17 protein-coding genes are annotated in these 18,760 nt (G+C 65.9%); 13 read left to right on the top strand and 4 right to left on the bottom strand.

Going from position 1 to position 18,760, the window contains the following annotated elements; genetic code table 11:
• Window positions 1-4 precede the first annotated feature (4 nt).
• Complete coding sequence (locus BST42_RS10830) at window positions 5-784, bottom strand: enoyl-CoA hydratase/isomerase family protein (RefSeq protein WP_237159359.1); 780 nt, start codon at window positions 782-784, stop codon at window positions 5-7.
• Between the two features lie 123 nt (window positions 785-907).
• Between BST42_RS10830 and BST42_RS10825 the strand changes: the two genes are divergently transcribed.
• From BST42_RS10825 to BST42_RS10815, 3 genes are all read left to right on the top strand, one after another.
• Window positions 908-1,681 carry a FadR/GntR family transcriptional regulator gene (locus tag BST42_RS10825; protein WP_083118580.1) on the top strand — a complete coding sequence of 258 codons (774 nt, stop codon included), beginning with the start codon at window positions 908-910 and terminating at the stop codon, window positions 1,679-1,681.
• Window positions 1,682-1,691: 10 nt separating this feature from the next.
• A complete protein-coding gene (locus tag BST42_RS10820) occupies window positions 1,692-2,558 on the top strand; it encodes an enoyl-CoA hydratase/isomerase family protein (RefSeq protein WP_083118579.1) in 867 nt (288 codons plus the stop codon).
• Window positions 2,559-2,639: 81 nt separating this feature from the next.
• Entirely contained in the window at window positions 2,640-3,815 is a 1,176-nt protein-coding gene (locus tag BST42_RS10815; RefSeq protein WP_083118871.1) for a thiolase family protein, read from the top strand.
• Between the two features lie 43 nt (window positions 3,816-3,858).
• On the opposite strand, the gene BST42_RS10810 is transcribed toward BST42_RS10815, so the two are convergent.
• Complete coding sequence (locus BST42_RS10810; RefSeq protein WP_083118578.1) at window positions 3,859-4,593, bottom strand: TetR/AcrR family transcriptional regulator; 735 nt, start codon at window positions 4,591-4,593, stop codon at window positions 3,859-3,861.
• Window positions 4,594-4,790: 197 nt separating this feature from the next.
• Between BST42_RS10810 and BST42_RS10805 the strand changes: the two genes are divergently transcribed.
• The 10 genes from BST42_RS10805 (at window position 4,791) to BST42_RS10760 (ending at window position 16,205) form a co-directional block, all read left to right on the top strand.
• Window positions 4,791-5,588 (top strand): SDR family NAD(P)-dependent oxidoreductase, encoded by a 798-nt coding sequence (locus BST42_RS10805; protein ID WP_083118577.1) that lies wholly within the window; start codon window positions 4,791-4,793, stop codon window positions 5,586-5,588.
• A gap of 242 nt (window positions 5,589-5,830) precedes the next feature.
• Window positions 5,831-6,673, top strand: coding sequence for an enoyl-CoA hydratase (locus BST42_RS10800; RefSeq protein WP_083118576.1), 843 nt, complete (start codon window positions 5,831-5,833; stop codon window positions 6,671-6,673).
• 13 nt (window positions 6,674-6,686) lie between these two features.
• Window positions 6,687-7,895 (top strand): amidohydrolase family protein, encoded by a 1,209-nt coding sequence (locus tag BST42_RS10795; RefSeq protein ID WP_083118575.1) that lies wholly within the window; start codon window positions 6,687-6,689, stop codon window positions 7,893-7,895.
• Window positions 7,896-7,897: 2 nt separating this feature from the next.
• Window positions 7,898-9,508, top strand: coding sequence for an acyl-CoA synthetase (locus BST42_RS10790; RefSeq protein WP_083118574.1), 1,611 nt, complete (start codon window positions 7,898-7,900; stop codon window positions 9,506-9,508).
• Entirely contained in the window at window positions 9,505-10,332 is an 828-nt protein-coding gene (locus BST42_RS10785) for an amidohydrolase family protein (protein ID WP_083118573.1), read from the top strand. The genes BST42_RS10790 and BST42_RS10785 overlap by 4 nt, the downstream gene beginning before the upstream one ends.
• Entirely contained in the window at window positions 10,333-11,370 is a 1,038-nt protein-coding gene (locus tag BST42_RS10780) for an acyl-CoA dehydrogenase family protein (protein WP_083118572.1), read from the top strand.
• Window positions 11,371-11,377: 7 nt separating this feature from the next.
• The gene (locus BST42_RS10775; RefSeq protein WP_083118571.1) at window positions 11,378-12,571 is read left to right on the top strand and encodes an acyl-CoA dehydrogenase family protein; all 1,194 of its coding nucleotides are present in this window, start codon (window positions 11,378-11,380) and stop codon (window positions 12,569-12,571) included.
• The gene (locus BST42_RS10770) at window positions 12,568-13,806 is read left to right on the top strand and encodes an amidohydrolase family protein (RefSeq protein WP_083118570.1); all 1,239 of its coding nucleotides are present in this window, start codon (window positions 12,568-12,570) and stop codon (window positions 13,804-13,806) included. Before BST42_RS10775 ends, BST42_RS10770 begins: the two co-directional genes overlap by 4 nt.
• A gap of 9 nt (window positions 13,807-13,815) precedes the next feature.
• Window positions 13,816-15,012 (top strand): acyl-CoA dehydrogenase family protein, encoded by a 1,197-nt coding sequence (locus BST42_RS10765; protein ID WP_083118569.1) that lies wholly within the window; start codon window positions 13,816-13,818, stop codon window positions 15,010-15,012.
• Window positions 15,009-16,205 carry a cytochrome P450 gene (locus BST42_RS10760; protein WP_083118568.1) on the top strand — a complete coding sequence of 399 codons (1,197 nt, stop codon included), beginning with the start codon at window positions 15,009-15,011 and terminating at the stop codon, window positions 16,203-16,205. Before BST42_RS10765 ends, BST42_RS10760 begins: the two co-directional genes overlap by 4 nt.
• A 100-nt stretch (window positions 16,206-16,305) precedes the next feature.
• On the opposite strand, the gene BST42_RS10755 is transcribed toward BST42_RS10760, so the two are convergent.
• Both BST42_RS10755 and BST42_RS10750 read right to left on the bottom strand, forming a co-directional pair.
• A complete protein-coding gene (locus BST42_RS10755; protein ID WP_083118869.1) occupies window positions 16,306-17,535 on the bottom strand; it encodes an HNH endonuclease in 1,230 nt (409 codons plus the stop codon).
• A 39-nt stretch (window positions 17,536-17,574) separates the two neighbouring features.
• A complete protein-coding gene (locus BST42_RS10750) occupies window positions 17,575-18,756 on the bottom strand; it encodes a CaiB/BaiF CoA transferase family protein (RefSeq protein WP_083118567.1) in 1,182 nt (393 codons plus the stop codon).
• Window positions 18,757-18,760 lie beyond the last annotated feature (4 nt).

Below are 18,760 nucleotides of genomic sequence, written 5' to 3'. Positions count from 1 at the left end.
TCTCTCATCGCCCGGTGAAGCCGGGCGGGCGTTTGTCCCGAAATGCCGCCAGGCCCTCTTTGAAGTCCGATGTCCGGCAGGACAGTTCGAGGTTGAACAACTCCTGGGTCATGGCCTGGTTCAGGGTGGCGTGCTGGACGTGGTTGATGGCCTGCTTTGCCAGACCGATCGCAACCGTCGGGCCGGATGCCAGCCGGTCCAGCAGGGCGGCCACGGTGGTATCGAGCTCGGACTCGTCGACGCTGCGGTGGATCAGGCCCCACTGCACAGCAGTCGCGGCTTCGACCTTCTCACCGAGCAGCAGCATTTCCTTGGCGCGGGCTACACCCACCAGTCGCGGCAACAGCCATGTCGCGCCGGAGTCCGGGCTGAAGCCGCGGGCCACGAACGGTTCCCAGAACACGGCATCGGCGGCCGCCACCGTGAAGTCGGCCGCCAGCGCCAGGTTGCAGCCCATCCCTGCGGCCCAGCCGCGGACCGCGCACACGACCGGTAGGTGCAGTGTGTGGATGAGTTCGATGGCGCGGTGCGCGGTGTGCGGGATGCGGCGGACGAGGTCGCCGGTGCGTGGGCGCTGACCGCCGCTGTTGGAGCCGACCCAGTCCACTCCGGCGCAGAAGTCCGGCCCGGCTCCGCTCAGATGCACCGCGCGCAACTCGTCGTCGCCGGCCGCGGCGACCAACGCCTTGTTCAGGGAGTCGATCATGCTGGGGCTCAATGAATTACGGCGCCCGGGCCGATCGAGCAGGATGTGCAGGACCGCGCCATCGCGTGATGTGGTCACTACTCCGTCGGCCGATCGGGCCTCGTCACCCACCCAGAACTCCGCCCTCTGCGACTTTACGGATAGCCCAACAGTAGTGCTATCTTGTACAAGATAGCAAGGATGGTGTGGCGAGGGGAGTCGATGGCAGCCGTTCCGCGTATCCGCCAGCCCCGCGTCGCCGAGATCGTCGCGTCGCGGCTGCGCGACGACATTCTGTCCGGCCGGCTGCGGGAAGGTGACGTCCTGCCCACCCAGGAAAACCTGTTCACCGAGTTCGGCGTCAGCCCGCCCGCGTTGCGTGAGGCAATCCACATCCTCGAGGTCGACGGTTTGGTGTCGGTGCGGCGCGGCAACGTGGGTGGTGCCGTCGTGCATCTGCCGTCGGCCGACCGCACCGCCCACATGATCAGCATGGTGCTGCAATCGCGTTCGTCCACCCCGGCCGACGTCAGCGGGGCGCTGATGCATCTGGAGCCGATCTGTGCGGGGATGTGCGCCGCGCGGGAAGACCGCATGACCGAGGTCGTGCCCTATCTGCAGGCCGAAATCGACCGCCAGGAAGCGCAATTCGAGAACACCTCGCAGTACGTTCCCAATGCTCGGCGCTTCCACGAGGCGATGGTGTCGCGCTGCGGCAACGAGCCGATGATCCTGCTGATCGGGTCGCTCGAACTGATCTGGTCGGCCCACGAGTCGTCGGTGTGGAGCGACGAACCGGACCCGATGCGGCACAAGACCATGCGGGCCGCGCTGAGCGACCATCACAAGATGCTGACCGCGATCCGCGACGGCAACGCCGAGCGGGCGGTCCGGCTGGCCCAGGATCATCTGGCCGCCGCGCGCCGCACCACCTTGGCCTTCGGCCGGGACAGAACCATTGAGGCCAAGCTCATCTCGAATCCGGACACCAGGTGAGGAACCGATCATGACCGACGACGACCGTGTGCTGTTCGAAATGGACCGCGATACGCGCATCGCGACCATCACGCTGAACAACCCTGCCCAGCGCAACTCGTACGACGCGGCGATGCGCGAGACCGTCGGCCGCTACCTGGATGTCGTCGCCGACGACGACGACATCACCGTGGTGTTGTTGCGCGGCGCCGAAGGGGTGTTCTCCACCGGTGCGAACATGAACAACGCGTATGCCTGGTACGGCGACCAATCTGAGGCGCAGGCCAACCGGCGTCCCAGTCAACGTCGCCGACTCACGGTGGACCGCAAGTCATTCGGCTTCTACCACAACCTCATGGGCTTTCCGAAGGTCACGGTCGGCGAGATCTGCGGCTACGCACTGGGCGGTGGTTTCGAGATGGCCTTGATGACCGACATCTCGGTCATCGCCCGCGACACCAAGATCGGCATGCCGGCCACCCGGTTCCTGGGGCCCGCACTGGGCAGCCTGCACATGTTCTTTCACCGACTCGGCCCCGTGCTGGCCCGGCGGCTGTTGTTGACCGGTGACACGATCACCGCCGGCGACGTCGAGCATCTTGGCGTCTTCACCGACACCTGCGACGCCTCGTCGGTGAGCGCCCGGGCCCGGTACTGGGCCGAGAAGGCGGCCAAGATGCCTGCCGACGGTGTGGTCATCGCCAAAGAAGCCTTCCGGCTGGTCGAGCAGAGCCAGGCCTACCAGGGCGAGGAAGTGGCCAGCTATCTGTTCCACGCGTACGGAACCAACCTGCAGTTCGCGCCGGGGGAGTTCAACTTCGTCAAGACCCGGGCGCAGGTCGGCACCAAAGAGGCGTTCCGGCTGCGTGACGAACACTTCTACGTGCCGGAGCCGTGAGCGGCGTACCCCCTCCCGATACCGATACATTATCTGCTACTTTTGTAACGCCGTAGAGCTGCCGATCCCGAGGTGGAGAACATGCCCGAACCAGTCATCGTTGGTGCCGTCCGGACCGCGATCGGTCGTTCGTTCAAGGGGACGCTGGCCAACACCCCGCCCGATGTCCTGCTCGGTGCGGTGCTCCCCGAGGTGGTCCGCCGCGCAGGCGTCGACCCGAGTGCCATCGATGACATCATCATCGCCGAATCGCACTATGGCGGAGGCGATCTCGCCCGTTACGCCGCACTCGTCGCCGGCTTCGAGAACGCGCCGGGCCAGGCCGTCAACCGGCACTGCGCGGGCAGCCTGACCGCCATCGGCAACGCCTCGGCGCAGATCGGTTCCGGGATGGAGCGGGTTCTCGTCGCCGGTGGTGTGCAGTCACTGTCGATGACGCCGCTGATGAACCAGCGCATCCCCGGGCCGGAGCTGAAGTTCGAGGAGCGCTGGCTACCGCCGATCCACGTCGAAACCCCCGACGCGCCCGCTCGCGACATGTCGATCACGGTCGGCTGGAACACCGCGCAGTCCTACGGCATCAGCCGCGAGCAGCTCGACGAATGGGCCGCGCGCAGCCACCAGCGTGCCGTGGCAGCCCAGGATGCCGGCAAGTTCGCCGACGAGATCATCCCGCTGAAGGTGGAGCAATTCGACGGCTCGGTCACCGAGTTCTCCGTCGACGAGCACCCGCGACGTGACACCACCGTCGAGAAGCTGGCCGGGCTGAAGGTCCTGCACCCGGAGATCGAGGGCTTCTCGATCACCGCAGGCAACAGCAGCGGCACCAACGACGCGGCTGCCGCCGTCACCCTGACCGACCGCGACTACGCGAGCGCCAACGGGCTCGACGTCATGGCCACGGTGAAGGCGTGGGGAGCGGCGGGCGTGCCCGCGCGCGACACCGGCCTCGGCGCGGTCGCCGCGATCGGCAAGGTGCTCGACCGGGCCGGGCTCACGCCGTCGGACATCGCGCTGTGGGAGATCAACGAGGCTTTCGCCTCGGTGCCGATCGCGGCCTGCAAGGAGTACGGCATCGACGAGGAATTGGTGAACTTCTCCGGCAGCGGCTGCAGCCTCGGCCACCCGATCGCGGCGTCGGGCGCCCGGATGATCACCACCTTGATCTACGAGCTGCGCCGTCGCGGCGGCGGCATCGGTGTCGCGGCGATGTGCGCGGGCGGCGGCCAGGGCGGCGCCGTCGTCGTCGAGGTCTAGGTTTACGCCGAGCAGACGCAAACGACCCCGACACTCCGGTGGTTCAGGACCGTTTGCGTCTGCTCGCGGAGGATTTCTTGCCCTCCTCGATGAGCGCGGCCGCGTGGTCGAGGATGCACTCGAGGCCGAACTCGAAGTTACGCTCGTCTGCGCCGCCGATCCGGTGCCCCTCTGCGCTCACCTTGGCAAGCAGCGGGGTGCTCTCGGCGGTGCCGATGATCGCGTCCTCGAGCTGGTGGGCATCCTCGCCGGCGGCCCGGTTCTTCTCGTAAAGCCGGTGCAGCACAACCGAACCGCGAACATGCACCGAGACCGCGGAATAGGTGTCGAACGCGTCCTCCGCGGACAGGCCGGCCTCGACCAGACTGGTGATCGCCTTTTCGACCTCCTGCTCGCCTACCCGCACCGCGCGCGGGCTCAGTGCGGAGCGGATGAGGATCAGGTCGCACAGGATCGGGTTGCCCATGAACGTCTTTCGCATCGCACGCGCATGGTTGGCCAAAGTCTCACGCCAGTCGGCGGCCTCGACGTATGGCGTGGCGAACACGTACTGGCCCAGTGCGCGGTCGGTCATCGCGTTGAGCAGGTCGTCCTTCTTGCGGAAGTACCAGTAGATACTGGTGACTCCGACGCCGAGGTGCTTGCCAAGCAGCGGCATGCTGAGGTTGTCGATCGACACCTGCTCGGCGAGTTCGAAAGCGCCGGCGATGATGTCATCGGGATTGATCGACCCACGCTCGCGCCGGGGCCGCTTGGCGGCGGTCGCTGGCTTGGCCACTGCAGGTCCACCCTTCCGTTCGAGAATCAGCGGGTGGAAACCTTACCCCGGAAGTGGTGTGTGGAGCCCCGTCCCCGCTCCGGATCCGTCAGTCTCGGCCCGTTACTGTAAAGCCTATAGTAGGTTTTACCGATACCAGCGAAGCACCATGGAGGAGCCGCGGATGTCGGACGCAGTTCCGCGGGAACGCCAAGGCCGTGGATCTCGGGCTCGGTGACGCCACCGCCGTCGTGGTCGGTGGCGGCCGCGGAATGGGTTTGGCTGCCGCACGGTGCCTGGCCGACGACGGTGCGCGGATCGCGCTGATCGGCCGCAGTTCGGCGGTGCTCGACGCCGCGGCCGACGAGCTGAGCGGACGAGGCAGCCCGGATGCGCTGGCGGTGGTGGCCGACACCGGCGATGACGCGCAGGTTCAGCGCGCGTTCGGTCGCATCGGTGAGCGCTGGGGAGGGCAGCTCAATATATTGATCAATGCGGTAGGGCCAAGTGTGCACGGCACTTTCGGCGATTTGACCGACGCGCAGTGGCACACCGCGATCGACGAGGGTGCGATGGGCATGGTGCGCTGCGTGCGCGCGGCGCTACCCCTGCTGCGGGCCGCGGAGTGGGCGCGCATCGTCAACTTCGCCGCTCAGTCGACCCAACGGCAGAGCCCGCGGCTGGCGGCCTACACCGCGGCCAAAGCGATGGTCACCAGCGTCTCCAAGAACCTGTCGCTGTCGCTGGCGCCCGACGAAATCCTGGTCAACGTCGTTTCGCCGGGCAGCATCGCGTCCGAGGCGCTCACCGGCTGGGCCGAATCCGTCGGAGTCGACGGCTCCGACCCCAATGCGCTGATGGCCGCCATCGACGAGCATTTCGGCCATCCAGCACATCTGCCGCGAGCCGGGCTGCCCGACGAGATCGGGCCCGTGGTCGCCTTTTTGGCGTCGAGACGCAACTCGTACATGACCGGCGCCAACGTCAACGTCGACGGCGGATCCGACTTCACCTGAGCGTGAGACCGAGGAGCGGTGATGGTGACGGCACGCGACGCCAGGCCGTGGGATTGCCGATCGGCGACTATCCGTATTCGGGCCCGCCGCGGACCGAATTGCCCGAGGCTGGAAGGGCTCAGAACGAGCAGGCCCACCAGCAGCTCGGCCGGCTCGAGCGGCCATTGCGGAAGGTGTTACCGATAGGTGTACAGTATGGACAAATCCGCACGTTGCCCGGCCATTCCCGGAGGTACCCGTAGGTGAGCGACACCCACGCCGATCTCACCGCGAATTCCGCTGCGGCCAAGCCGGTTCTGTACGAGGTACGCGAGCGCGGCGTCGCGGTTCTGACGTTCAACCGTCCGGAGCGGATGAACGGCTGGGGTGGTGGGCTGGCCGCGGGTTTCTACGCGGGGATGGACGCCGCCGAAGCCGACCCGGACGTTCGCGCGATCGTCGTCACCGGCAGCGGCCGGGCGTTCTGCGCCGGAGCCGACATGGGCGACCTGTCGTCGATCAGTTCGGCCAGCGTCGGCACCGCCGGAGAAGCCGACCTGACCAAGATGGTGGGAGAGCGGCACCCGCTGTTCGTCACGACCGTGAGCAAGCCGGTCATCGCGGCCATCAACGGTGCGTGCGCCGGCATCGGGCTGACTCAGGCGCTCATGTGCGATATCCGATTCGCCGCTGCCGGAGCGAAGTTCACCACCTCGTTCGTGCGCCGCGGCCTGATCGCCGAGTACGGGATCTCGTGGATCCTGCCCAAGGTGGTCGGTTGGGGAGCTGCCTTGGATTTGTTGTTGAGCGGCCGGGTGTTCTATGCCGAGGAGGCTTTCGAACTCGGCATGGTCAAAGAAGTCGTCGCACCGGACGAGTTGCTGGGCCGTGCAATCGAATACGCGGAGGATATCGCCGCCAACTGCGCACCCAGTTCACTGGCCGTCATCAAACGCCAGGTCTACGGCGACGCGCTGCGCGAGGCGGCCGACGCCAGCGGGCGGGCCGAGGCGCTGATGCACGAGTCCATGCACCGGCCCGACTTCATCGAGGGCATCACCGCGTTCTTCGAGAAGCGCACCCCGAACTTCCCGCCCCCGACGTGAGAGGACGACACCGATGAGTTTGGATTACCGGGCGATTGACGTCGACAACCATTATTACGAGCCGATCGATTCGTTCACCCGGCATCTGCCGAAGGAGTTCAAGCGCCGTGGCGTGCAGATGCTCACCGAGGGCAAACGCACGTTCGCCGTCATCGGCGGCGTCGTCAACCAGTTCATCCCCAACCCGACGTTCGACCCGATCATCGAGCCGGGATGTCTGGACTTGTTGTTCCGGGGCGAGATCCCCGACGGTGTCGACCCGGGGTCGCTGATGAAGGTCGACCGGTTGGCCGATCATCCCGAATACCAGAACCGGGATGCCCGGATTAGGATCCTGGACAAGCAGAATCTCGAAACCGTGTTCATGCTGCCGACCTTCGCGTGCGGGGTCGAGGAGGCGCTCAAGCGAGACATCGAGGCGACGATGGCCTCGGTGCATGCCTTCAATCTGTGGCTCGACGAGGACTGGGGCTTCGACCGCCCCGACCACCGGTTCCTATCGGCCCCGATCATCTCGCTGGCCGACCCCGACCTGGCGGTGGCCGAGGTCGAGTTCGTGCTGAGTCGCGGTGCCAAGATCGTCTGCGTGCGGCCGGCGCCGGTGCCGGGACGAGTGAAGCCGCGCTCACTGGGCGATCCGGTGCACGACCCGGTGTGGGCCCGGCTGGCCGAAGCGGGCGCACCGGTGGTCTTCCACCTGTCCGACAGTGGCTACCTGGCCATCTCGGCGCTGTGGGGTGGCACCGGGACCTTCGAGGGATTCGGGAAGCGGGATCCGCTCGACAACGTGCTACTCGACGACCGCGCGATCCACGACTCGATGGCATCGATGATCGTGCACCAGGTCTTCACCCGGCATCCCAAGCTCAAGGTGGCGAGCATCGAGAACGGCTCCTACTTCGTCTACCGGTTGATCAAGCGGCTGAAGAAGGCCGCCAACACCGCGCCGTACCACTTCACGGAAGACCCGGTCGCGCAGCTGAAGAACAACGTGTGGATCGCCCCGTACTACGAGGATGACGTAAAGCTGCTGGCGGACACGATCGGTGTCGACAAGATCCTGTTCGGCTCGGACTGGCCGCACGGTGAGGGATTGGCCGATCCGATGAGCTTCACCGCCGACATCCCGCAGTTCCCGGAGTTCAGTGCCGAAGACACCCGGAAGGTGATGCGGGACAATGCATTGGACTTGCTGGGTGTCTCCGTGTCGTCGGCGGTCTGAGCGTGCCCGAATGGACGATCGGTGCGGTGCTCGACGCCATCGCCGAGGTCGTTCCAGACCGGCCGATGACGATCTGCGGCGAACTCACCAGCACCTTCGCCGATGCGGCCGACCGCACGCGCCGGTTGGCGAACTTCCTGGCCGGCAGGGGATTCGGCGCGCACCGCGAACGCTCCGACCTACAGAACTGGGAGTGCGGTCAGGACCGGGTCGCGCTGATCATGCACAACGATCTCTACCCGGACATGGTCATCGGCTGCCTCAAGGGCCGAGTCGTACCCGTCAATGTCAACCACCACTACACGCCGCGTGAAGTCGCCGAACTGCTGGACTATGTCAAGCCGCGCGGCGTGATCTACCACCGCTCACTGGGCGTCAAGTTCGCCGACGTGCTACCACCGGAGAGTGCCGAGCTGCTGATCTCGATCGACGACGCCAGTGCCGGACCCGATCTTCCCGGTGCGATAGATCTGAATGACGCTCTGGCGCAGGGTGATCAGGATCAGGGCATCGAGGCCTCGCCAGACGACGTGCTGATGATCTGCACGGGCGGCACCACGGGCCGACCGAAAGGGGTGATGTGGCGGCAAGCCGACACCTATGCCATCTCGATGAACGGTGCCGATCACGAGTCGGTCAGTGAGATCCACGACAAGCTCGGCACGCCCGGTGCGCCGTGGTTCGCAGTGTCCCCGCTGATGCACGCGGCCGGGATGTGGACGGCGTTCGCCGGAGTCCTGAACGGGCAGACCGTGGTGCTCTACGACTCCCCGAAGTTTGATCCGCAACGCGTTCTGTCGACGGCGCAGCGGCACAAGGTCGGCATGATGACGATGGTCGGCGACGCCTACGCCGCCCCTCTGGTCGAGGAGCTGCGGCGGGGCGACTACGACCTGTCCTCCTTGTTCGCGTTGGCGACCGGGGGCGCGGCGACCAACCCCAAGCATCAGCACGCCTTGCTCGAACTGCTGCCCGACATCATCTTGATCAACGGCTACGGTTCGTCGGAGACCGGCAACGTCGGGTTCGGGCGCAGCATGCGCGGTGACCACAAGGACACCTTCGAATTACGGGACGGCGCATTGGTTCTCGCCGAGGACTACGGCCGCTTCCTCGACGCCGGCGAGGACCAGGTCGGTTGGGTGGCCCGCGCGGGCCGGATCCCGCTCGGCTATTTCGACGATGCTGAGGCCACCCGCAGGACCTTCCCCGAGGTAGGCGGAGGGCGGGTGGTGATATCCGGTGACCGCGGCTCGCTGGCGCCGGACGGAACGCTGCGGCTGTTCGGCCGAGATTCACTGGTGGTCAACACCGGCGGGGAGAAGGTGTTCGTCGAGGAGGTCGAAGAGGTGCTGCGCGCGCACCCCGATGTCGCCGACGCTCTGGTGGTGGGGCGGTCCAGCGAGCGGTGGGGTCAGGAGCTCGTCGCGCTGGTGGCGCTGCATACCGACGTTGCCCATGACGCATTGCACGAGCACTGCACAGCGCAACTGGCCCGCTACAAGGCGCCGAAGGAGTTCATCGTCGTGCACCAGGTCAAGCGCCTCGGCAACGGCAAGGCCGATTATCGCTGGGCCAAAGCGACTGCCAACAGCAAGGTTTCGCTGCCATGACGCGCAAGGTGATAGACGGTCTGGTCAACGTCCACTTCGGTGAGATCGAACAACAGCCGACGTGGATGCTCAAGGTCCGCGATGACTACTTCAAGGGCCCGAAGTCGATGTTCGCCCAGGTGGACATGGCCGAACTGCTCGACGAGATGGATGCCCAGGGCGTGCAGAAGGCCGTCCTGATGGACAACCTCGTCAAGCCGTCTGCGACCGCCCGCAAGTTCGCCGAAACGCGCCCGGACCGGTTCGCCCTCGCGATGGGTGGCCTCAACCTGCTCACACCGATGCCCACCTTGCGCGAGCTGACGGCGGCGGTTGCCGGCCTACCGGTTGTGTATGCCGCCGTGGGACCCAGCTTCTGGGGCGACGCTCAGTATCCGCCGAGTGATGCCGTGTACTACCCGCTATACACCAAATGCGCGGAGCTTGACCTGCCGCTGTGCCTGAACACCGGACTGCCCGGTCCGCCGATTCCCGGTGAGGTGCAGAATCCGATCCACCTGGACCGGGTGTGCGTGCGGTTCCCCGAACTCCGGTTGTGCATGATCCACGGCGCCGACCCCTGGTGGGACGTCGCGATCCGATTGATGATCAAGTACGAGAACCTGCGGATGATGACGTCGGCGTGGTCGCCGAAGCGGCTGCCGGACAGCCTGCTTCACTACATGCGCACCCGTGGACCGAACAAGGTGATGTTCGGCTCCGACTGGCCGGTCCTCAGGATGCACCGCGTCGTGCCGGAAGCCGAGGCACTCGACTTACCGCCGGACGTCCTCGAGAACTATCTGTACGACAACGCCAACGATTTCTTCTTCAGGGAGCGCTGAATGGACCGCTACGAACTGCGCAGGCTCGACTACAGCCTCTCCGAGGACCACACCGATCTGCAGACCGCCTATCGGCAATTCTTCAAGACCCACAGCACGATCGAGACGGTGCGGGCTGCCGAGGCCACCGGATTCGACAAGAGTCTGTGGGAACGGTTGTGCACCATGGGCGCAACGACGATGGCCGTCCCGGAGTCGGCGGGTGGCGACGGTGCCACGCTGGTGGACTTGACACTGGTGGCCGAGGAACTCGGACGCTGCATTGCCCCGGTACCGTGGATCGACCATGTGTGCGCTGCCCGTCTGCTGGCCGGCTTGGGCGCCCTCACCGACGAGGTGATGAGCGGCAACCAGATCGCCGGCCTGGACGCCTCGCTGGACAGCGTCTCCGGGGTGCGGCTCATTCCGACCGGGTCGATCGCCGACCACATCATCATCCGCGACGGCGACGAGGTCGTCGCGCTGACCTTCGGCACGCGTCCGGCCAAGGTCGACAACATCGGCCGCCTCCCGATGGCCTGGGTCGACCCGGCGGCCGCCGACAGCCGCACGGTGCTGGGCAGTGGGCCGGACGCGCTCGCCGAATATGCTCGCGCACTGGATGAATGGCGACTTCTGACGGCATCGGCGCTTGTCGGCCTCGTCGAGGAGACCATGACCATCGCCGCCGAATTCGCCAAGTCCCGCTACACGCTCGGCGTCCCGATCGCCACGCTACAGGCCATCTCGCACCCGCTGGCCAACATGGTGATCACCGTCGAAGGCGGACGCAACCTGGCCCGCCGCGCTGCGTGGTTCCTCGACAACGAGCCGCAGGCGCGTCGCGAACTGGCGCCGTCGGCGTTCGTATTCATGGCAGAAGAGGCGTCCAAGGCGGCGACGATGGCCGTGCACATCCAAGGTGGCCTCGGAGTGTCCTCGGAGGCCGCCGCGACCGCGTACCTGGTGCGGGCAAGGGGCTGGCCGCTGGCCGGTGGCGACCCCGGCGCCAGCGCCAAGCAGATCGGGCGCATCCTGGCAGACCGCGAAACCGCCTAGGACCGTCATGGACTTCTCACGCGTAGAGCTGACCGCCGAGGACCAGCTGTTCCTCGACGAGGTCCGCGACTTCCTGACGACGCACATCACCGACGAGGTGATCCGGCACGACCGAGAGACCGGTGACAACTTCCACGAGGGCGTGCATCTGGCGCTCGGAGCGGCCGGCTACCTCGAGGCCGAGTGGAAGCCGGAATCCGAGGGCGGCTTCACCCGGGTGCGCCGGCGGATCTGGGAACTCGAGAAGCGACGGTTCGCAGTCCCGTGGGTCACCTGGGGGACGACGTCGATGGTGGCACACTCGGTCGACACATTCGGTTCCGATGAGCTCAAAGCCGAAGTGCTACCGGGGGTTTTCAGCGGGCACATCCGGCTGTGTCTGGGCTACACCGAACCCGAAGGCGGCTCGGATGTCGCCACCTGCAAAACCCGCGCGGTGAAGGATGGATCAACGTGGGTTATCAATGGCTCCAAGATGTTCACCACCGGCGCGCACAACTGCCAGTACGTGTTTCTGATCACCAACACCGATCCCGATGCGCAGAAGCACAAGAGCCTCACCATGTTCCTGGTCCCGCTGAACCTTCCGGGCATCGAGATCCAGGGTCTGCGTACCGTCGACGGTGACCGGACGAACATCGTGTACTACAGCGACGTCCGCGTCGACGACAGGTACCGACTCGGTGAGGTCAACGGCGGCTGGACCGTCTTGCGGGAACCGCTCAACGTCGAGCACGGGGCGGTGGCCGCGGCAGCCGACGGATTGGCCGATGTGTCGATCATGATGCACCAGGCCAACTTCATGGCTACTGCCGTCGACAAGGTGGCCGCCGCCGTCGGCCGGTCCGACCCGAACGGCCGCCGTGCGGTCGACGACGGATCGGTGGCTTACCGGCTTGGGCGCAGCACGGCCCGGATGGAGGCCGCCCTGAGTTCACCGAGTCTCTACGGCCGGGTCGCGATCGCGCAGACCATGCGGGACATCTCACCGGACCTGATGGACATTCTCGGTACTGCCGCAACGCTTCCGGTGGAGACCGACGGCGCTGCCGACGACGGCGCGTCGGAGTACGTGTACCGCTTCGCGCCGCTGTCCGGGATCTACGGCGGCACGCTGGAGGTCTTCCGCAACATGATCGGCCAGTACGTGCTGGGGCTGGGCAAGCCCGCGTACGCACCGCAACCGAAGAAGGTGTCATGACCGAAGCGCAGCGGCGCGACGTGCCGATCTTCGACGCCGATCAGCACATGTACGAAAAACGCGAGGCGCTCACCAGGTATCTGCCCGAACGGTATCGCTATGCGGTGCAGTACGCGCAGATGGGCAAGCAGACCAGGCTGGTCATCAACTCTCACGTCAGCGACTTCATCCCGAACCCGACGTTCGAGCGGGTCGCCGCCCCTGGCGCGCACGAGAAGTTCTTCGCAGGGGAGAATTCCGAAGGCCTGACGTTGCGCGAAATGCAAGGCCCGGCAATCGAAGCGCCGGCGGCCACCAGGAACCCGGCGGACCGGATCGCCGAGCTTGACCGCCAGGGTGTCGTGCAGGCGCTGAACTATCCGACGCTGGCCAGCCTCGTCGAGCACTCGTCGGCCGACGATCCGGAGCTGACGCTGGCGATCATCCACGCCCTCAACCAGTGGATGGCCGAGCACTGGTCCTACGTCTACGACGACCGGCTGTTCTCCACCCCGATCATCAATCTGTCCGAAGTCGCAGGCGCGCAAGCCGAACTCGACTACATCCTGTCCCACGGGGCCAGAGTGGCGTTGATCAAACCGGGACCGGTCCGCGGCGTACGCGGCTGGCGTTCCCCGGCACTACCGGAATTCGATCCGTTCTGGCGTGATGTCGAGGCTGCCGGCCTGCCGATCGTGTTGCACGCCAGCTACCCGCCGCTCGATTCCTACGTCAACAAGTGGGAGCCGCCGCACACCCAGAACTTCATGGCGATGAGTGCGTTCCGGTGGATGGTGCTGGGCCACCGCGAGATCGCCGACATGATCACCAGCCTGATCTGCCACGGCACTCTGACGCGGTTCCCGCGGCTGCGGATCGCGAGCGTCGAGAACGGCAGTTCGTGGATAGGCCAGCTCTTCAACGATTTCGACGACCTCTACAGGAAGATGCCGCAGAATTTCCCCGAGCACCCGCACGACGTATTCCGGCGCAACATTTGGGTCAGCCCGTTCTGGGAGGGCAGCGTCTCGGATGTGGTGAACACCGTCGGCTGGGACAGGGTGCTGTTCGGGTCGGACTATCCGCACCCGGAGGGGCTGGCCGAGCCGCGCGGGTTCTGGAAGTACGCCGAAGGTATGGACGAACGCCGAACCTACGACTTCATGGGCGACAACGCCCGGCGGTTCATGGGTCTGCCGCTGGCCAACCCCGACCCGGCCGCACTCGAGCCACCCGTGTTGGCCGCGCCGTATTGAGGAGCTGCTATGGATTTCACCGAAGTCGAGCTGAGCGCCGACGACGCGGCCTTCCAGCGCGACCTGCGGTCATTCCTGTCCGGCATCGTCACCGACGAGGTGCGTCTGCGGGACCGGCAGACAGGGGACAACTTCGACGAGGGGGTGCACCTGGCACTCGGTGCTCGCGGGTACCTGGAGGCCGAGTTCAAGACGGGCACCGACGGCGGGTTCAGCCGAATCCGCCGCCGCATCTGGGATCTCGAACGGCGCAGGGCGCATGTGCCGTGGGTGACGTGGGGGACCACCGTGATGGTGGCGAGGGCGGTCGCCGCGTTCGGCAAGCCCGAGCTGGTCGACGAGGTGCTGCCGCGGGTCTTCGACGGCACCGCGCGAATGTGTCTGGGCTACACCGAACCTGAGGGTGGCTCGGACGTGGCCACCTGCAAGACCCGCGCCGTCCGCGACGGTGACCAGTGGGTGATCAACGGTTCGAAAATGTTCACCACCGGCGCGCACAACTGCCAGTACTTGTTCCTGCTGACCAACAGCGATCCGACCGCGCCGAAACACAAGAGCCTGAGCATGTTCCTGGTTCCCCTGGACACTCCGGGCATCGAGATCCAGGGCATCCGAACCGTCGACGGCGACCGCACGAACATCGTGTACTACACCGACGTTCGGGTCGATGAGAAGTATCTGCTCGGCGAAGCCAACGGGGGCTGGACGGTGCTGCGCGGACCGCTCGACGCCGAACACGGGGCCGCGCCGACGGAAGCAGATGGGCTCTCCGACGTGTCGATCATGGCTCATCAGGCCGGCGTTCTTGCCGCCGCCGTCGACGCCGTTGCTGCCCGGGCCGGACGGGTCGACGCCGCCGGACGACGGATGGTCGACGACGGCGCCGTCGCCTACCGGCTCGGCCGCTGTGCCGCGCGGCTGGAGGCATCCCTCTCCACACCAAGCATTTTCGGGCGGGTGGCCCAGGCCCAGACGATGCGCGACATCGCACCGGACCTGATGGATCTCGCCGGAGCGGCCTCGGTGTTGCCGGTGGACACCGACGGGGCGGCCGACAACGGTGCTTCCGAATATGCCTTCCGGTTCGCGCCGCTGTTCGGGATCTACGGCGGCACACTCGAGGTGTTCCGCAACATGATCGCCCAACACGTGCTCGGGCTCGGCAAGCCGAACTACTTCCCACCGAAAGTCCCGGCAGCTAAATGACCGTCGTCTTCGACCCGTTCTCGGAAGACTTCTTCCTCAGCCCCTACGAGACGTACCGGCGGATGCGTGAGGAGGCCCCGGTTTATTACAGCCAGGAATACGACTTCTACGCGCTGACCCGGCACGACGATGTTGCCGCGGCGTTCAAGGACTTCGAGACCTATTCCTCGGCTTACGGTGTGGATCTCGGTCAGGTACGCAAGGGTGAGGTCACCAAGCACGGGTCGATCATCGCGATGGATCCGCCTGCGCACCGGCGGATGCGCAGCCTGCTCAACCAGGTGTTTACGCCGCGGGCGATCGAAGCGCAGCGGGCCCTGGTCATCGAGCTGGTCGACAAGCATCTCGCGGCCGTCGACCCTGCCGGATTCGACTTCGTGCAGGACTTTTCGGCGCTGTTCCCGGTCGACGTGATGACCGGCATGCAGGGCGTCCCCGCCGAAGACCGCCAACAAGTCCGGTTGTGGATCGACGAACTGCTGCACCGCGAGAGCGGTGACGTCGAGATGACCGAAGCCGGCCAGAAGGCCGCCGTCGACATGGCGATCTACTACTTCCGGCTGACCAAGAAGCGGCGCGGGAACTTGGGCGACGACCTGTTGAGCAAGCTGATCTGTGCCGAGATCGAACGTGATGACGGGCGGATGGAGCCGCTGGACAATATTGAAATCACGGAATTCGCAACGCTATTGGGTGGTGCCGGCGCGGAGACCGTGACCAAGCTGATCGGCAACGCGGCGGTGGTTTTCGCGCAGAATCCGGACCAGTGGGACTTGCTGCAGAGTGACCGCAGCAAGATACCGTTGGCCGTCGAGGAGCTGTTGCGCTACGAGGCCCCGGCGCAGTACAACGTACGCTGCTCGCTGCGGGAGGTGACTCTGCACGGCGCCACTATTCCGGCGGCCAAGCCCGTCTTCCTGGTCGGGGGGTCCGCGAACCGCGACCCGCTGGCGTGGACCGACCCGGACCGATTCGACATCGAGCGGGATCGCACCGAGGCCCAGAATCTGGGGCTGGGCTACGGAATTCATAGCTGCCTGGGCGCGGCCCTGGCCCGCCTGGAGAGCACGATCGCACTGGAGAAGATGCTCGACTTCATGCCCAAATATGAGGTGGACTTCGACGGGTGCCGCCGGGTCAACATGCAGAACGTCGCAGGATGGAGCAATGTGCCGGTAAGGGTGCTCGCCTGACCAGCCGGTGAGGCCACCGGTTTTCAGTACTGGGCGACGTTGGCGATGGTGGTGCCACTGTGGAGTTATCAAGCTGCAAGACGTTTTTCAGTGCTGACCGCTAGGCCGCGGCGTCGAGATGCATGGTGCGTCGGTTGTATGCGGGTAGTGGACTTCGCTGTGGGTCGACCGTTGCGGGCGGGATGAGCCAGGGGTGTTTGTCGTAGCCGAGGATGACGTCCCAGCCGTTGTGGTGGATATCGGCGTGACAGCCTGGGCAGAGCAGACAGCCGTTGTTCAGGCTCGTTTCACCGTGGTGGATCCAGTGCTGAATGTGATGGCAATGGGTCCTGCTGGCGGGAGCACCGCACTTGATGCAACACCGATCACGCAGATATAGCGCTTTACGCAGATGCGCCGGGAACAGACGTTTGTCATGTCCCATTTCGAGGGGAACCTGTTGGCCGTCAACGATTATCGTGGTCACGCTGGTATCGCAGGACAACCGGCTCAGGCTGGCAAGGCTGATCGGTCCCATGAATTCCAACTCGGCGGCATCAGGGGTGTCGGCGGGTACGGTCAGCAACAACTGCGTGCGGGGCGGTGATGCGCTGTCACCGGCGCGTGAGGCGGTGTCGAGTACCGCTTCCAGGGCGTCGGCGCGGCGTCGCTCAGCACTCCGCAAATCGGGTGTGCCATCTGGCTCAGGGCGTGGCGCTGACCCTTCCTCCAGGGCGGCGGCGAGTTTCACCCCTACTTCGGCATCCAGATCTCCCCGCACCCGCCAACGCCCGTCGCAAGTCTTGACACAGTGCATTTCGTTAATCGAGCGGTCCTCCGCCGCCGGTAGCCCGCCCTTCTCCCCGGCGATCTGGTTGCCCAATTTTCTTGCCCGATCCCCGATCTCGGCCGGAGTGGCGCCAGATAAGGCTTGACTCAAGAGATCGACTTGATGCTGATACCGGGTGTCCTCATCAACCGGCTTCGCCGCCCGTACCTGTATATGGTTGACGCCCTTCACGACTGCATCCACATGTTCACCGGACAACGCCCCGTCGGCAGCGTGGGCCATCGCCACTGGCAACGCCTCAGCAGCTGCCCCGACACGGAGCAGCCGCGCGGCCACTGATGGTGCGCACCCCAACGACATCAGGACTTCTCGCGGCCGTCGGCCGCCACGAGCCGCGATATCAAGACCCGCCAGAACGTTGGCCAGCATCGCGGCACGGTGGTCGGCGAGATGGCGTACCGCCAGAACCGCCCGTAGTTCCTCGATCACGTCAGCACCATCGAGCTCCAGGTCGCGCAGTTCCTCGGCGATCCGGATGAGTTCCGCGGTGGCGGCGTTCATGTCGTCACAGTATTCGAACATATGTTCGATGTCAAGTGCCTAGACGATGCGATTGCCCCGCAGTTGAGCGATCTCGTCGGCGCCGTAACCGATCTCGGCCAGCACCTCGTCGGTGTGCTCGCCGAGCAGCGGGGCGCGCCGCCGGATCGAGCCGGGTGTCGCCGAGAGGCGAAACGGCGTCTCGATGAGCGGCACCGGTTTGGCCGCACCAGGGAACGGCACCCGTTTGAGGTAGCCCATCGCCTCGACGTGCGGATCGTCGAGCACCTCTTGCGGCGAATTCAGGGGCGCCGCCGGCAGTTTCGCAGCTTCGAGCGCTGCGAGCACTTCGGCTTTCGTCTTGCCCGAACACCACTGCTGCATCAGATCGTTGAGGACGTCCCCGTGCCGCCATCGGGAGTCGTCGTCGGCGAAGCGCGGATCGTCGAACAGATCCTCGCGGCCGATCAGCCGGCACCACCGCTTGAACATCGGCCGGCCGGCGACCTGGAGCAGCACCCAGCCGTCGGTGACTTCGTACAGATCGCACGGTGCGACCGAGGTGCCGCGGTTGGCGGCGCGGGGTTTGTCGACGCCGAGCAGCTCACGTTCGATGAGGAAGGCGTTGGACAGCATCAACGCCGTGGGCAGCAGCGCGCCTTCCACGTGCTGGCCCTCCCCGGTCTGGCTGCGGTGGTAGAGCGCCATCATCACGCCGATGGTCAAGGTGAGGGCGGTGCCGAAGTCGGCCTGGGGGACCACCGTTCGGATCGGCAGCTCCGGGAGCCCCTGGCGGTAGACGGCGCCGGACATCACCTGACCCGCCCCGTCGAATCCGATCCGATCGCTGTAGGGGCCACCCTCGCCGTATGCCGTTGCGCTGGCCAGGATGATGTCGGGCTTGACAGCACGCAGGGACTCGTAGTCGAGCCCGCTGGCCCGCATGCCTGCTGCGGGCATGTTGGCGATCACGATGTCGGAGCGGGCCACCAACCGGCGGGTGATGTCGGCGCCCTCCGGCGTCGTCGAGTCCAGTGTCAAGGAGCGCTTGTTCCGGTTGCACTGCAGGAAGGTGCCGCCTTCACCTCCGCTCGTGACCGACTGCACCCAGCGGTCCTCGCCGCCTTCCCGCTTCTCGACGCGCAGGACGTCGGCGCCCATGTCGGCCAGCAGCGCGCTGCACCAGGGCGCGGCGATGAACCTGCCGTAGTCCAGCACCCGCACCCCGTCGAGAACGCCCATGGGT

This window comes from Mycolicibacterium rhodesiae (assembly GCF_002086695.1).
Taxonomy (GTDB): Bacteria; Actinomycetota; Actinomycetes; order Mycobacteriales; family Mycobacteriaceae; genus Mycobacterium; species Mycobacterium rhodesiae.
The sequence above is the reverse complement of the archived record's forward strand: the minus strand, read 5'-3'. Positions and strand labels throughout refer to the sequence as shown.